Raw genomic sequence first — 15,449 nt, 5'->3', positions numbered from 1 at the left:
CGCAGCCATTAACATGCATTATTTTAAGAAACTCAGTGCAGTCGCTTTCCTGGTAATACTGTTCGCCTGTGGCGATAAAGACCGTATTCCCCGGGATATCATGAAGCCGGAAGAAATGAGTGCCGTCCTCGCGGACCTGACCATTGCGGAAGCCTATGGCAATAACCTCGTGATGAACAGTAATCCCCAGCATTATGACTCCATGCGCCAGGAAAAGGTGAAAGTCTATTCCAAACAGGTACTGGACCTGCACCATGTATCTCCGAAGAATTTCTACAACAGCTATACCTGGTACGAGCAACATCCGGATAAACTGTCGGCCGTACTGAGCCAGGTCACTGCCAATCTCACCGAAAGAAAAAATAAAGCGCCGGATATGGGCGAGTTATCAGCCCCGGTAGCATACCGCCTGCGCGCTATTTTCCCGAATGCTGAAAAGGCCATCCTGCTATCGGCCAATAGCGATACCACCAAGCCATTTATCAAACGTCAGAAATAAAGAAAAACACCAAAACATGAACAAAGTATTCGCAAATGCAGACGAGGCCATTCATGACATAGGAGATGGAGCCGTGCTGATGCTGGGAGGGTTTGGTTTATGTGGTATTCCTGAAAACAGTATTGCTGCACTGGTGCGAAAAGGGATTAAGAACCTTACCTGTATATCCAACAACGCCGGTGTGGACGATTTTGGCCTGGGGCTGTTACTGAAAACCCGCCAGATCCGGAAGATGATGTCGTCCTACGTGGGTGAAAACGCAGAATTCGAAAGGCAGCTGCTGGCCGGAGAGCTGGAAGTAGACCTGATTCCCCAGGGTACCCTGGCCACCCGCATCCAGATGGCCGGCATGGGCATCCCCGCTTTTTTCACCCCTGCCGGCTACGGTACCGAAATCGCTGAAGGCAAGGAAGTACGCGTCTTTGACGGGAAGCACTACCTGATGGAAATGGCGCTCCATGCCGACTTCTCCATTGTGAAAGCCTGGAAGGGCGATACGATGGGCAACCTCGTTTTCCGTAAAACGACCCGTAACTACAGCGTGCCAATGGCAAAAGCCGGGAATGTGACTATCGTAGAGGTAGAACACCTGGTGCAGCCCGGCGAGCTGGATCCGGACCACATCCACGTGCCGGGAATCTATGTACACCGTATTTTCCAGGGCAGCAATTATGAAAAAAGGATTGAACGTAAAACGGTAAAAATCTAAACTATGGCGCTTGATAAATATGGCATCGCCAAACGAATTGCACAGGAACTGAAGGACGGGATGTATGTGAACCTCGGTATTGGTATCCCCACCCTCGTTTCCAACTACGTGCCTTCCGGTATCAGCATTATGCTGCAATCAGAAAACGGCATGCTGGGCATGGGCCCTTACCCGACAGAAGAAGAAATTGATGCTGACCTCATTAATGCCGGCAAGGAAACCGTTACCATCTTACCCGGCGGCAGCTTCTTTGACTCCGCAGAGAGCTTTGGTATGATCCGCGCCGGCAAGGTAGACCTCACCGTGCTGGGCGCCATGGAAGTTTCCGATAAAGGCGATATCGCCAACTGGAAAATCCCCGGCAAAATGGTAAAAGGGATGGGCGGCGCTATGGACCTGGTAGCCTCCGCAAGAAATATCATCGTAGCCATGATGCATACCAACCCTAAAGGCGAAAGCAAGCTGCTGCCCGCCTGCACGCTGCCGCTGACGGGCGTCAGCTGCGTGAGGAAGATCGTTACGGACCTGGCTGTGCTGGAAGTAACCCCTGACGGCTTCCTGCTCCTGGAAAGAGCGCCCGGCGTTAGCGCAGAAGAAATAAAGGCTAAAACCGCAGGCCGGCTGGTCATCAGCGGTGAAGTGCCTGAAATGAAAATATAAATGCCCCCCTCATCCCGCACTTACCAGTGCGGGATTACTTTTTCAACCCCGCCCCCATTTTTGATATAGTGTGATTTTGTTTAATGCGATAATTATTCTATCCTTGCTCCCGATTTATCCTAAACCTAACACGACCTATGAAGAGAATTGTTCCATTTCTTTTCCTGGCCTGCACCACCGCTGCTGTGCAAGCCCAGGACCTCCCCGGTTTCCGTTCCAGTAATTACGCAGGCGTTTATGGAGTGTATGGCAATCCTGCCAACATTGCCGATAGCCGGTATAACTGGGATGTGAGCATCTTTGGCATCAACGCCCACGTGGGCAACAACCAGGTAAAGTACAAACTGAGCAACATTGGCAGCGCCTTTGGCGAAGACACCCTGAAAAGTCAGCTCTTTGGCGCCAACAGCGGCAATACCCGCGCGCTGGTAAATGCGCAGGTGTACCTACCTTCTTTTATGTTCAAAGTGAAACAATTCACATTTGCCTTTACCAGCAGGGCCAGGGTAATGGCCAATATTTCCGACCTGAATGGGAAGCTGGCCGATAAGGTAACCTCGGATTTTACCAACGATCCGGACCTGCCTTATACCATCGCTTCGGACGATAAGATGCGCGTAAGCATGAACGGCTGGGTGGAGTATAACCTCAGCGCAGCCAGGGAAATTATTCACCTGGGGCCGCACTATGTAAAAGGCGGCGTTACCGTCAAATACATGACCGGCGTAGGTAACGGCAGTCTGCAAATCGATAACCTCCATGGCACCATCATAGCAGATGAAGCAGCCCGGGATGCGGCGCTGACGAATACCACCGGTAAGATCGGCACCAACTTCGCCGGCATCAGCTTCAATGATTTTGAAGCCGGTGACCTGACCCGCTTCGTCGGCCATGGTATTGGCTTTGAGCTGGGCGCTGTGTATGAATACCGCCCGGGCGACAGTAAAGATTACAAACTCCGTGTAGGCGTGTCCCTATCCGACATCGGCCGTATTAAATACGAAAGAGATGTACAACGCAGCGGTACTTTCAACATCAACATTCCCGCTAACCAAAACTTCTACCTCAGCAGCCTGGATGGCGTAAGCATTGACAACTATAAAACGGAGCTGAACAAATACCCGCAATACTTTACGCCGGATGGCAATAATGAAAGCAGCACCTATAGCGTAAGCTTACCGGGCCGCTTGCAACTGGATGCGGATTATCATATCAAGCGCCATTTCTTCGTGAATGCAAACGGACAGTTTTCGCTGGCTACGCTGAAGAAAAAAGCCTTCAACAGCCAATATTTCGGCGGGTTGACGGTTACCCCGCGATATGACGGCCGGATCTTCGGATTCTTCCTGCCATTGAGCTATAATACCCTGACTAAGTTCAATGCGGGAGCGAGCTTCCGCGTAGGCCCGGTATTCCTGGGCAGCGGCAGTGTGCTGACAGCCCTGGCAGGCAGTGCGCACCAGGCCGATTTCTTTATCGGCGTTCGTTTCGGCGGATTACAACGCAAGTAATTTTTTGTTGAGATGCAGCGGATTTGTTACAAAAATTAGACATTTGTCTTTAACAAAAAAGCTGCATCTCAACTTATCTAAATCGGAAATTATTGGGTAACTTACAACTTGCTAAAAGTGTTTGAAGTGCAAGTTGGATTCCTTTGTTATAACGGCAAATACATACCTGCCGGAGAGCCTATCTTTACAGCAGATAACCGTAGCTTCAGGTATGGAGACGGTTTTTTTGAAACGCTGAAAGTGTATCAGGGAACTGTGCTGCTGGCCGATTTCCACTATGAGCGACTCATGGCCAGTTTACATCTCCTGCATTTCGATATTCCTCCTGCTTTTACCAAAACTTTTTTCATCAATGCTATCCTGGAATTATGCACCAGGAATAAATTTGAAGGGCTGGCGCGCGTACGCTTTGCCATATTCCGTTCCGATGGCGGTTTATATGATCCTGTTAACAATCTCCCCAACTATGTCATACAGGCCTGGGAACTCAGCAAATCAGTATTGGAACTCAATGAAACGGGGCTGGTAACGGATATATTCCCGGATGTGAAGAAAAGTGCGGACAAGCTCTCGTCCATTAAATCCAACAACTGCCTCTCTTACGTAATGGCAGCGATGTACGCCCGCCAGCACCGGCTCAACGAGGCGATCCTGCTGAATCCATATGGCCGCATTGCAGACAGTACCATAGCCAATGTTTTCATCGTTAAGGGCAAGGAGATATTCACGCCGCCGCTCACGGAAGGTCCCGTTTGTGGCGTAATGCGCAAGTATTTGCTACAGGCCGGATTACCCTATAAGTTCCAGGAAAAGCCACTGGAAATAGAAGACCTTGAAACTGCAGATGAGATATTCCTTACCAACGCGATCTACGGCATCCGTTGGGTGGGCACTTTCAGGGATAGTAGCTATGGCAACGCTACTGCCGCCGTTTTGCACGAACTCCTCCACGAAAACCTCCTTTAAATGGTAGCTCCTGTTGTTAACTTATGCTGGTTCCGCCGCGATCTCCGGCTGGACGATCATGCCGCGTTGTATCATGCGCTGAAGTCGGACCGGCCCGTATTACCGGTGTTTATTTTTGATACCAACATCCTGGCGGACCTGGAGGATAAAACTGATGCGCGGGTGGGTTTCATCCGCCAAACCCTGGTGCAGCTACAGCGCCGGCTGCGGGATTACGGGGCAAATATCGAGGTCTTTACCGGCACGCCGGAGCAGGCATTCCGCTATTGGACCGGCAAATACCAGGTGGGCGCCGTATATACCAACCACGATTACGAGCCTTATGCAAGGCAGCGGGATGCCGCTGTGGCAAAGCAACTGGCGCTGGAAGGCATTGGTTTCTTTACCTTCAAGGACCAGGTGATCCTGGATAAGAACGAAGTGTTGAAAGATAACGGTGAACCCTATACGATATTTACGCCTTACAGCCGGAAGTGGCAGCAAACGTTGACGCCATTTCACCTGAAACCCTACCCGGTACAGCGTTATATGTCGCGCTTGTTCAAAGCCGCCGCTACTGACATTCCCACGCTGGCCTCCATTGGTTTTCAGCCGTCTTCCATTCCTTTGCCATCCGCGGAGCTGGATGAGAACATCGTAGCGCACTACGATAAGACCCGTGATTACCCGGCATTGCACGGCACGTCAAGAATGGGCCTGCACCTGCGTTTCGGCACGGTGAGCATCCGCCGGCTGATGAAAGCGGCGATGGAGTTGAATGCTACCTATGTGAAGGAGTTAATATGGAGGGAGTTTTACCAGATGATTCTCTGGCATTTCCCGCATGTGTTAGGTCATTCCTTTAAAAAGGAATATGATAGGATTATGTGGAGAAACGATGAGGCCGAGTTTCAGCGATGGCGCGTAGGGCAGACGGGCTATCCTATTGTGGATGCCGGAATGAGGGAACTCAATGCTACGGGATATATGCACAATAGGATCCGGATGGTAACAGCCAGCTTCCTTACCAAACACCTGCTGATTGACTGGCGTTGGGGAGAGGCTTATTTTGCAGCCAGGCTGCTGGATTATGACCTGGCGGCCAACAACGGCGGATGGCAGTGGGCCGCGGGGTGTGGTTGCGATGCCGCGCCTTACTTCCGGGTGTTCAATCCAACGCTGCAAGCGCAGAAATTTGATAAGGACCTGCAGTATATCCGTAAGTGGGTGCCGGAGTTTGAGGGCCTGGATTACGTAACGCCCGTGGTATCGCATGAGGCGGCACGGAAGCGGGCGTTGGAAGTATATGCGAAAGCGTTGAAGTAATGAAGGTTTATTGATAAAAGCATGCCCCCGGAAGAGGAACTCCTCCGGGGGCATTTATGTTGAATGGCATGGAGCCATCGTGCAGCGTGCATTATCGTTTAGCCGCTTCCATGAGGGCGTTCACCGCAGCATGCCCTTCCTCTCCCAGGTCCAGGCTGAACTGGTTTACATACAGGTCAATGTGCTGGCGCATCACCTGTTCGTCCATTTCCTGTGCATGCGATTTCACGTAATCAGAAAGTACCGGGTACTGGCTGTATGCGTGCTGGAGGCTTTGGTGGATGAGTTTATCCAGTGCGGCGCGTTTTTCAGGCGCAATATCTTTTTTGATGAAGATGCCACCGAGCGGGATAGGGTTGCCGGTTGTTTGTTCCCAGTACTCTCCCATGTCCATTACTTTTTTCAGCCCTTTCAGCTGGTAGGTAAAGCGGTTTTCGTGGATGATCACACCAGCGTCAGCTTCCCCGTTCAGCACCGCGTTTTCGATGTCTGAAAACACCATGATTTTTTTGTTTTTAGCTTCCGGGAAGGCGATGGAGAAGAGGAGGTTTGCGGTGGTGTTTTCACCGGGGATGGCGATGACTTTGTCTTTCACTTCTTCCGGGGCCAGTTCTTCCCTGGAGATGAGGAGCGGGCCGCAGCCGCGGCCGAGGGCGCTGCCGCTGTTGAGCAGATCGTACTGATCCCTGACTTTCAGGTACACGGCAAAAGATAGTTTGGTAACATCCAGTTTGCCCTGTATTGCCCAGTTGTTGAGCGTTTCAACGTCTTCGAGGTGGGTGTCAAAGCTAAAGCCGTTCGTGTCGATCTTGTTGTTCACCAATGCGTCGAAGATGAAGGTATCATTCGGGCAGGGTGAAAATCCGAGCGTTAAGTTCATATCAAAAGTTTTTTATTACAGAAGCGTAGTGGGAGCAGAGTTGCTCTACGGTGCGTACGAGTTCATCGTTCAGGTTTTTAACGGCGGTTGGTATTTGCCATTTAGATTTATCCCTGATTTCTACGTAGTTAGATATGCTCCTTATTTGAAGGAAAGGAATATTTTCCTGCAGGCAGGCATAGTGAAAGGCGGCGCCTTCCATGCTTTCCGTATCCGGTTTGTATTTGGCTTCCAGCTGGGCGATGGTGGGAGCGCTGCCGCTCACCCTGTTGACGGATATGCCCGAGGCGGTGGGCAGCTCCTGCGCGAGTGGCCATGCCCGGAAGGTGTTGACCAGGCTGGCGCCGGTGAATGGGTGCTGGGATTGCTGCCAGAGGTTTATATCAAATAAATCTTTAAACTGATCATTGTCTTCTGCGCCGAGGTCCGCCAGGTGTTCCCGTTCCACGGCCACCACGGCGCCCAGGTGCCAATCCTTCCGGAAAGTGCCGCAAATGCCGGCCTGTATCGCCACATGCGGCGTATGCAGGGTGAAATACTTCCCGAGGCTGAAAGCGGTGTGCATCATGCCTATGCCGGCAATGAGCACATCTACTTCGCATCCGGCGAGCCTGAACCGGTGATCGGACACCTGCTGGCTGTGTTGCTCCAGGTATTGCAGAAAGGGCTTAATTTCCAGTGTAGTAGCCGCTGTAACCAATATTTTCATGCGATAAAAGTACGGCAAAATCAGGTTTTTTAAGTGTAAAACAATTGACAGGAATAAGGATAATTGGATTCCCTCGCGGAATAGTGGTATTTTTGCGAAAATTTTGTTGCAATAATGATTTATTTAACGCGAGTAGAGAACTTTAATGCAGCGCATAAGTTATCTAACCCGAACTGGAGTGCAGAAAAGAACGAAGAGGTATTTGGAAAATGCGCCAACGCAAATTGGCATGGACATAATTACGAACTGCATGTGACGATAAAAGGCAATCCGGACCCTGAAACCGGGTTTGTTTTCAATGCCAAAACTTTGGGAGTACTCATCAAGGATGTGATCATTGAGAAGATTGACCACCGTAACCTGAACCTGGACGTAGATTTCATGGCAGGTAAGTTCACCTCTGCCGAAAACCTGGCTATCGCCATCTGGGACCAGCTGGCACAGCACCTGCCTGCCGAAGTACAGCTGCATTGCATTAAGTTGTACGAAACCCCGCGCATTTACGTGGAGTACTACGGAGGTAAATAATGCGCCTGGCCTGCGCAGGCAAGCAATTTTCGAACTAAAACATATAAGGATGGCGTATAATAAGATTGAAAGCTATGACGAAAAGATCACGGCCGATCTGATGGATAACTACAAGCGATGCCTGGAACTGTTGGGGGAAGACTCGGAAAGGGAAGGTCTTGAAAAAACGCCGGAACGTATGGCCAAAGCCATGCAGTTTTTAACGCAGGGCTATCAGCAGGACGCAAGGGAAATACTGCTGGGCGCCCGGTTTACCGAAGCTTACAGCGAAATGGTGATAGTGAAGGATATTGAACTGTATTCGATGTGTGAACACCATATGCTGCCTTTCTTCGGCAAAGCGCATGTTGCCTATATTCCTAACGGTTATATCACCGGCTTGAGCAAAATTGCCCGCGTAGTGGATGTATTTGCCCGCCGCCTCCAGGTGCAGGAACGCCTTACCCACCAGATCCTGGACGCTATCCAGGAAGCGCTGGAACCACAGGGCGTAGCCGTTGTGATCGAAGCGCAACACCTCTGCATGATGATGCGCGGTGTACAAAAGCAAAACTCGATCACTACCACCTCCGCTTTCAGCGGCCAGTTTGCAGACGGTACCACCAGGGCCGAATTCCTCAAACTGATTGGCAAATAGTATTTGCTCCCCGTTGCACCTCTTTTTAAATGAACGCTGCCCGCCGGTAGCGTTCATTTCATTTTTATGCCCGGTTTTTCTTTTATTTGCAAACTGAAAAATCAAGGCAGTCCGTGATTTTGTTATAAATTAATAGATTGTATATTTGATATAATTTTAATTCGACTTTAAACTTATAACATAACCAAACATGAAGCATGCTTACGTATTCCCCGGACAAGGTTCCCAGTTTCCGGGTATGGGCAAAAACCTGTATGACACCAACGAAAAAGCAAAAGAGTTGTTCGAGCGCGCCAACGAAATTCTCGGCTTCCGCATTTCCGACATCATGTTCAGCGGTACGGAAGAAGACCTGAAACAAACCAAAGTAACCCAGCCGGCAGTATTCCTGCATGCGGTCATCGCATTCCTCTGCACGGAGCATGGCCAGCCGGATATGGTGGCAGGTCACTCCCTGGGCGAATTTTCCGCACTGGTAGCCAACGGTACGCTGTCGTTCGAAGAAGCGCTGAAACTGGTCGCCATCCGCGCCAATGCCATGCAGAAAGCATGCGAGCTGCAACCATCTACCATGGCCGCCATCCTGGCACTGGACGATGCTAAAGTAGAAGAGATCTGCGCTGCGGTTACCGCCGAAACTGGTGAAGTAGTAGTAGCGGCTAACTATAACTGCCCTGGCCAGCTGGTGATTTCCGGCACGGTGAAAGGCGTGGAAATTGCCTGCGAAAGAATGAAGGCCGCCGGCGCCAAACGTGCGCTGGTACTGCCGGTAGGCGGCGCTTTCCACTCTCCGCTGATGGCCCCTGCCAAAGAAGAGCTGAAAGCGGCGATCGAAACCGCTACCTTCAACACGCCATCCTGCCCTGTTTACCAGAACGTGGTGGCTAAAGCGGTGACCAACCCTGCTGAGATCAAACAAAACCTCATTGATCAGCTCACAGGCGCTGTAAGATGGACACAGTCCGTACAGGCTATGGTGGCTGACGGCGCAGGCGAATTTACGGAAGTAGGCCCTGGTAAAGTGTTACAGGGACTCGTGCAGAAAATCCATAAAGACGCTGTGGTGAACGGTATTGAGAATAAATAATACGAGCGATATTTTGCAAAAAGAGCGGAACCTCAGGTTCCGCTCTTTGCGTTTATGCGTACAGGATAGCCGGTATTTAAATGGCCGCTACCATCTCGTATTGCGAAAGGTAATTATTGAGTCCTGCCTGCTCCAGAAAGCGGCAGATGCCGGGAAAGCGGTCGTCGATATTAATCACGGTGAGCGTGCCTGGCAGGGCGGATGCGGTATGTTTCAGCAGGGCATTACCTACGCCGCTGCGCCTGTATGAAGGACTAACCCCAATGCTCCTGACCCGGCGGGTCAATGCATTTACCGCAATAAAACCAATGACTTGCCCGTCCTGCACGGCTTCCCAAACGGTGGTCGTCTTTTCCCGCCGGGCGCTGGACAATAAATTGCACCAACTGGGTTCCATGTCCAGGAAGGTATGGTATAAAGCCCAGGCAGGCTGCGATTGCTCGCGTATCATCACGGGAGCGGCCGGCAGTCCGGCCCTGATATCTCCCTTAAAACATTCCAACACCCTGTTTTTTTCAAACCCGCTGTTCTTATATGCCTTAATCGCTGGCAGGTTCGTGGAAATTACTTCCAGCACGATCCTGCGTATGCCGGCATCCTGGTAGCGGGGAATAAAGGTTTTGTACATCTTTTGCACAAGGTGCTGCCCGCGGAAGGCCGGTATTACGCCGGTGCCGCCGTTATAGAGCACCGTGGGCGCAGCTTTAACGTCCACCCCGTGGAGGATGAATGCGCCCAGTTCCGGCCCGTTAAAGGCGCCTATGGACCATTCCAGGCTGGTGTTCTCCCCCTGGAATTTTTCCTCCATTACGGGAGGCGTAAGGTTAACCGGAACTATGTAGTCGCTGAAGGCCAGGTTAAACGTTTGGCAGAGGCCTGCAACCGGCTGCCCCTGCAGGTCATGGAAGTCGCTCAGGTATATCATAACAACAAGGATATAGCCAATATTAACAAGTAAGCGCCATATACAGGTGATGAATTATACGAACGGAAAAAATTACTTCATTTCTATGCTGACGTTGATCCACTCCGGATCAAACTTAGCCTGGAACTTTTTGTAGAAGTTGATGGCCGGTTCATTCCATTCCAGTACCTGGAATACAATACCGCTGAATTGTTTCTCTTTCGCTTCCTGAAACAGTTGCTCAAACAGCATCTGCCCGATCTTCTTCCCTCTCCATTTTTCGGTAACGATGATATCTTCCAGGTAGAGGCGACTACCCTTCCAGGTGGAATAGCGGACGTAGTAAAGGGCAAAGCCCACGATCTGCCCGTCCACTTCGGCGACAAATGCTTTCCAAACGGGGTTGGAGCCGAATCCGGCCTGTTCAAAATGTTCCAGCGTCACCGTTACTTCCTGCGGGGCTTTTTCATATTCCGCCAGTTCGCGGATCAGTTCCAGCAGGCGCGGACAATCTTCTTTACGGGCTACTCTCAGAGATATATTCTCCATAATAGTCGTTATTTGTACCAGGCAAATATCGGTGCTGGCAAATTGAATAACAATATTGTAAATTGAAGGATTTTTCGGGAGATATTAATCCTGCTGTTTATGAAACCAATCTTACAGCGTTACGCTTCCTATCATCTCTGGGCCAATAAGGAACTGGTCAGCGTTTTGGCAAAACTTACTCCGGAACAGGCGACACTCAACCTGGGCGGCAGTTTTGAAAATATGCGTGCCCTGGTATGGCACGCCTGGGACGCGGAAAGTACCTGGTACCAGCGGCTGCAGCTGGAAGAGAAAGTGATCAGGCCATCGGAGCAATTTACCGGCAGCTTTGCGGAAGGCTGCGCCGCCTGGCTGCGGCAGTCGGCCCTGCTGGCGGAGTGGGTTGCCGCCGCTACGCCGGCCCGCATCGATCACATCGTTGCCTTTACCCGGCAAAAGAACCAGCATTTTAAAATGCCGGTAGCGGATATTATCATGCACGCCTGCAACCATGCCACCTTTCACCGGGGGCAAATGGTGTTTATGCTCCGTCAGTTGGGGATCACCCGGATACCTTCTACAGATTTCAGCACGTTTAGTCTGAAGAAATAGCGGGTTTTAATAAGCATTATATTATTTTTGAACTTACATTATCACATATAAGTATGAACGCGGCTTCTTTTTATGCGAAGGCCCCAAGGCACCTGGTGGCTGTGGACTGTATCATCTTCGGGTTCGATGAGGGTAAGCTCAAATTGTTGGTCATTAAACGTAAAGTGGCGCCTATGGCCGGGGAATGGTCGCTCGTAGGAGGCTTCGTACAGCCGGACGAAAGCACGGACGATGCTGCCGCCCGGGTGTTGAAGCTGACCACCGGTTTGGATGATATCTACATGGACCAGCTCCATTGCTACGGGGATGTGAACCGCGATTCAGGCGCAAGGGTTATCTCTGTTGCCTATTACGCACTCATCCGCATCAAGGATCATGATAAGCCGCTGGCCCAGGAGCACGGCGCCCACTGGCTGGAGCTGGAAAATATGCCGGAACTCATTTTCGACCATAAGAAGATGATCGAGGACGCGCTGGTTAAACTGCGGGACAATGCGCAGTTTCACCCCATCGGCTTCGAGCTGCTGCCGCAAAAGTTCACCCTGTCCCAACTCCGCAGCCTATACGAAGAGATTTACGGCCGGACGCTGGACAAGCGCAACTTCCGCAAGAAAATCCTTTCCCTGGATGTGATGGAGAAGCTGGACGAAAAGGATAAAACCTCTTCCAAAAAAGGCGCGCACCTGTACCGCTTCGATCCGGAGAAGTACGAACAGCTCAAGAAGAAAGGGCTGGTATTCGAAATCTAAGGCCAACATTCATTTTTTATTCCTGTTCATTTTGTTCATTTTGCCGATCAGGCGAAGCAAACCCTGATTTTCATCCATTTTCGCATTTTTTTGATTATTTTGAGTCATGCAATAAACCATGCATGTTCGAGTTGGTTCCATATCTAAAGAAAACTCCGTTAGTACTTTTATTTCTGTTGTTTTTTTTCCAGGACTCGAATGCGCAACAAGCGGAGATAGTCCGTGCTAAAACATTGCTGCAACAGGTTCGGGACAGTACTTCCTATGTGGATGTGCTGAACAGGCTGACTATGCTTTACCAGGCCTGCCAGCTGGACAGTTGCGGGCGTTATGCGAACGAGGCCATGCAGGTAGCCAGCAGGCAGCATTACACCACCGGCCTTACGGTGGCGTTGAAAAACCTTGGTAGCTATTACGCGTTTAAACCTAACCGTTATCTCTCCTATCTTTTTTATAATGAATGCCTGGCGAGCGCCAGGGAATCGGGCGACCTGGCCAACGAAGCCATGGCGCTTATGAACATCAGCATTTACCACCAGTACCTGGGCCAGCGCGCCGACGCCGTGAAGATGGCGGATACGGCCATGGCTATACTGAATAAAACAGGCAACGACTCCATCCGCACGCTGGTACTGGCCAATTATTACTCCATCCATTACAGTGATACTTCCCTGGCAGCACGCACGGCAGCGGTCGACGCGCTGGAGGAAGCCGCCGTACTGGCCGTCAAATACAATGATTACCGGCAGATACTGTACACCCGCCTGTTTAAGGCCAACGAACTGCAACGCAACGGGCAGCTCAACGATGCCATGCAGCTGATACAGCAGGTGGTGGACTCTTCCAAAACCTCCGGCCTTAACTACCTCGTTGTATATGGAGATTTGATGCTGGCAGGTTATAAAACAGCGCTCAAACAGCCGGATAGTTTGCAGTACAGCCGGGAAGCGCTGGAATATGCCCTCAAAGGCGGCTACCTGGGCCTGATGCGCCCCACGGTAATGCAGTTGTACGCCAACAGTATGGCGGTAGGGGATACCGGGTGGGCCGACTATTACGCGGGCTTGCTGTGGCGGATTTTGGAGCAGGAACGTGCCGTAAAAAAGGACGGAGCCACGATCTACATGAATTTTGCATCTGCCGACAGGCAAATAGATAGTATGCGTATGCAACATGCGCACCAGCACCGGCTCCTGCACAAAAAGAACCTGGAAAATATTTACTGGCGCTACCTGCTGATATTTTTGCTGGCAGTGCTGATCCTGCTGACGTCCCTGCTGATACACGTGTTCCAGATCTACCGGATGTCGCGCTCCAACAGCCGCAAGCTGGCCTTTATGCAGCGGGAGCTGGAACAGAGCACGGCCCAGATGCGCGTAAACGATGATTTCAAAAACAAGCTCATCTCCCTGATAGCGCATGATTTCAGGAGTCCGCTCAACAACATCATCAGCATCAGCACCTTTGTAAAAGACGATACCATATCCCCGGAAGACGCCCGGGATATGATTCTACAGGTGGACGCCCGGGCCCGCAATACCCTGCAGGTATTTGACGGTATCCTGCGGTGGATGAAGACGCAGCTCACCGGGTTTAGCTACCAGCCCAAACCCTACCTGGTGAAGGACCTGATTACCACCACTGCCAATAACATCCAACACCTGCTGACTGATAAACACCTGCAGCTGGTAATAGACGAATCCACCAACGTGGCCGTGTACGCTGATTTTGAGATGATACAGTTTGTGAACAGGAACCTCCTGCACAATGCCACCAAGTTCTCCGCTTCCGGGAAGAAGATAACAGTAACGGCTACACGTAAAGGCGAGATGGTGACAGTGGCTGTCAGCGATGAGGGCAGCGGTATTGATCCTGCCGTGCTGCCGGGATTGTTTTCCGTGGAGCAAACTGCTGCAGCCAAAGGGCGCAAGGGGAAAGGCGCGGGAATTGCGCTGATCATCTGTAAAGATTTTATTGAAAAAATGAACGGCGTCATCGGGGCGGAAAATAACGCTGGCAGCGGCGCCACCTTTTTTTACACTTTACCTTTAGCCACCGTGAATGATGATGCGGACAACCGGTAAAATATATCGCCCGGCGTTGCTGCTGCTGTTGATGACAGCGGCCCTGCAGGCGTTTGCCCGCCCTTATCCTGACTCGCTTACCCGGGAAAAAATCTACCAGATGGCGCTGGCGGCCGATACCATTACTGATAGTATCGATTACCTGCAATACCTCGTTAAAGAGCGGGCGGCCGAGGCATTGGCGCGGAAGAATACCCTGCAGCAGGAACAGTTGCAACAGCGCATACAGGATAAGAAAAATACCCAGCTGCTCACCATAGGCGTGATTTCAGTGGCTATCCTGTTGCTGGTGCTGATCCTGACCCGTTATTACCATTTCCGCAATTCGCGCAGGCAGGAGCAGCAACTGGCGAGAGGCTATGCGGAAATTTCGGAAAAGAATGCTGAACTAAAGGCCACGGATGAATTTAAAAATAAGCTGATCACCATTATAGCCAATGATTTCAGGGAACCCTTGCTGCATATCACCACGGTGGCTAAAAAGCTGGAACAGGGCGGTATGGGCAGGGAGGAGATGCTGGCGGAAATGGAGCAGATTGGCGTATCGTCCCACAAGACACTGGATGTATTTGATTATGTGCTGCGCTGGATACAATTGCAGCTGGCAGGGTACACCTATACCCCGGTTACCTGCAGGTTAAGGGAGATGATGAACTACCTGTCCGACAACCTGAATTATATGGCCGGCGATGCTGCGCCGCGGGTCGTAGACAGGATACCTGATGATACTACCGTGCTGGCAGATACGGAGATGTTACAGTTTGTGCTGAGGCAGATATTACTGGCGGCCAACCGGCATGGGCTGCCCGGCAGCCTCGTAATTGCGGACGCCTGGCCGGACGATACCAGGGTGCGCATTACGGTAGCCCTTGATGCCGGGGACCAGGCCAGGGACGTGGCGGAGAGCCTGTTTGCCTGGCAGCGGGATACCGCGGCGCTGGGATTGGCCGTAAGTAAGGACTTTGCGGTCAGGATGAAAGGGGATATCCTGGTAGAAGTAAGTGGCAACAGGTACATTACCCTCACCCTGCTGCTCCCGGCTTCCGGATAATTTATGGCCGGCGCAACTATTTCACGTGTC

General features: G+C 51.2%; 17 protein-coding genes. 13 read left to right on the top strand and 4 right to left on the bottom strand.

Annotated features, from left to right (window positions below; genetic code table 11):
• Nucleotides 1–13: 13 nt before the first annotated feature.
• The 6 genes from BOC67_RS04370 to BOC67_RS04345 all read left to right on the top strand — a co-directional run bounded on the left by BOC67_RS04370 (nucleotide 14) and on the right by BOC67_RS04345 (nucleotide 5,650).
• Nucleotides 14–499, top strand: a complete 486-nt coding sequence (locus BOC67_RS04370) for a DUF4296 domain-containing protein (protein ID WP_291907768.1) — start codon at nucleotides 14–16, stop codon at nucleotides 497–499.
• A gap of 16 nt (nucleotides 500–515) precedes the next feature.
• The gene (locus BOC67_RS04365) at nucleotides 516–1,208 is read left to right on the top strand and encodes a CoA transferase subunit A (RefSeq protein ID WP_291907766.1); all 693 of its coding nucleotides are present in this window, start codon (nucleotides 516–518) and stop codon (nucleotides 1,206–1,208) included.
• Between the two features lie 3 nt (nucleotides 1,209–1,211).
• Nucleotides 1,212–1,868, top strand: coding sequence for a 3-oxoacid CoA-transferase subunit B (locus BOC67_RS04360; RefSeq protein WP_291907765.1), 657 nt, complete (start codon nucleotides 1,212–1,214; stop codon nucleotides 1,866–1,868).
• Nucleotides 1,869–2,005: 137 nt separating this feature from the next.
• Entirely contained in the window at nucleotides 2,006–3,379 is a 1,374-nt protein-coding gene (locus BOC67_RS04355; protein WP_291907764.1) for a DUF5723 family protein, read from the top strand.
• Between the two features lie 126 nt (nucleotides 3,380–3,505).
• Nucleotides 3,506–4,345, top strand: coding sequence for an aminotransferase class IV (locus tag BOC67_RS04350; protein ID WP_291907762.1), 840 nt, complete (start codon nucleotides 3,506–3,508; stop codon nucleotides 4,343–4,345).
• On the top strand, nucleotides 4,346–5,650 hold the full coding sequence (locus tag BOC67_RS04345) for a deoxyribodipyrimidine photo-lyase (RefSeq protein WP_291907759.1): 1,305 nt from the start codon (nucleotides 4,346–4,348) through the stop codon (nucleotides 5,648–5,650).
• 91 nt (nucleotides 5,651–5,741) lie between these two features.
• Here the strand turns inward: BOC67_RS04345 and BOC67_RS04340 are convergent, their stop codons facing one another.
• The gene (locus BOC67_RS04340) at nucleotides 5,742–6,530 is read right to left on the bottom strand and encodes a 1,4-dihydroxy-6-naphthoate synthase (RefSeq protein ID WP_291907756.1); all 789 of its coding nucleotides are present in this window, start codon (nucleotides 6,528–6,530) and stop codon (nucleotides 5,742–5,744) included.
• A gap of 1 nt (nucleotide 6,531) precedes the next feature.
• Entirely contained in the window at nucleotides 6,532–7,239 is a 708-nt protein-coding gene (mqnB, locus tag BOC67_RS04335) for a futalosine hydrolase (protein WP_291907753.1), read from the bottom strand.
• A 114-nt stretch (nucleotides 7,240–7,353) separates the two neighbouring features.
• Here mqnB and BOC67_RS04330 point away from each other — a divergent pair, with 114 nt between their 5' ends.
• From BOC67_RS04330 to fabD, 3 genes are all read left to right on the top strand, one after another.
• A complete protein-coding gene (locus BOC67_RS04330; RefSeq protein ID WP_291907751.1) occupies nucleotides 7,354–7,767 on the top strand; it encodes a 6-carboxytetrahydropterin synthase in 414 nt (137 codons plus the stop codon).
• A 100-nt stretch (nucleotides 7,768–7,867) separates the two neighbouring features.
• Nucleotides 7,868–8,404 (top strand): GTP cyclohydrolase I FolE, encoded by a 537-nt coding sequence (folE, locus tag BOC67_RS04325; protein WP_291908083.1) that lies wholly within the window; start codon nucleotides 7,868–7,870, stop codon nucleotides 8,402–8,404.
• 190 nt (nucleotides 8,405–8,594) lie between these two features.
• Nucleotides 8,595–9,491: an ACP S-malonyltransferase gene (fabD, locus tag BOC67_RS04320; RefSeq protein WP_291907749.1), complete on the top strand. Its 897-nt coding sequence runs from the start codon at nucleotides 8,595–8,597 to the stop codon at nucleotides 9,489–9,491.
• Between the two features lie 76 nt (nucleotides 9,492–9,567).
• Here fabD and BOC67_RS04315 read toward each other — a convergent pair whose 3' ends face one another.
• The gene (locus tag BOC67_RS04315) at nucleotides 9,568–10,416 is read right to left on the bottom strand and encodes a GNAT family N-acetyltransferase (protein ID WP_291907747.1); all 849 of its coding nucleotides are present in this window, start codon (nucleotides 10,414–10,416) and stop codon (nucleotides 9,568–9,570) included.
• A gap of 72 nt (nucleotides 10,417–10,488) precedes the next feature.
• On the bottom strand, nucleotides 10,489–10,944 hold the full coding sequence (locus BOC67_RS04310; RefSeq protein ID WP_291907745.1) for a GNAT family N-acetyltransferase: 456 nt from the start codon (nucleotides 10,942–10,944) through the stop codon (nucleotides 10,489–10,491).
• A 99-nt stretch (nucleotides 10,945–11,043) separates the two neighbouring features.
• Here BOC67_RS04310 and BOC67_RS04305 point away from each other — a divergent pair, with 99 nt between their 5' ends.
• From BOC67_RS04305 to BOC67_RS04290, 4 genes are all read left to right on the top strand, one after another.
• Nucleotides 11,044–11,535, top strand: a complete 492-nt coding sequence (locus tag BOC67_RS04305; protein WP_291907743.1) for a DinB family protein — start codon at nucleotides 11,044–11,046, stop codon at nucleotides 11,533–11,535.
• 53 nt (nucleotides 11,536–11,588) lie between these two features.
• A complete protein-coding gene (locus BOC67_RS04300; RefSeq protein WP_291907740.1) occupies nucleotides 11,589–12,284 on the top strand; it encodes an NUDIX domain-containing protein in 696 nt (231 codons plus the stop codon).
• 233 nt (nucleotides 12,285–12,517) lie between these two features.
• The gene (locus tag BOC67_RS04295; RefSeq protein ID WP_291907738.1) at nucleotides 12,518–14,368 is read left to right on the top strand and encodes a HAMP domain-containing sensor histidine kinase; all 1,851 of its coding nucleotides are present in this window, start codon (nucleotides 12,518–12,520) and stop codon (nucleotides 14,366–14,368) included.
• Nucleotides 14,346–15,419: a hypothetical protein gene (locus tag BOC67_RS04290; protein ID WP_291907737.1), complete on the top strand. Its 1,074-nt coding sequence runs from the start codon at nucleotides 14,346–14,348 to the stop codon at nucleotides 15,417–15,419. Before BOC67_RS04295 ends, BOC67_RS04290 begins: the two co-directional genes overlap by 23 nt.
• Nucleotides 15,420–15,449 lie beyond the last annotated feature (30 nt).

This window comes from Chitinophaga sp. CB10, from assembly GCA_001870995.2.
Taxonomy (GTDB): Bacteria; Bacteroidota; Bacteroidia; order Chitinophagales; family Chitinophagaceae; genus Chitinophaga.
This window is presented reverse-complemented; position numbering and strand designations above follow the sequence as displayed.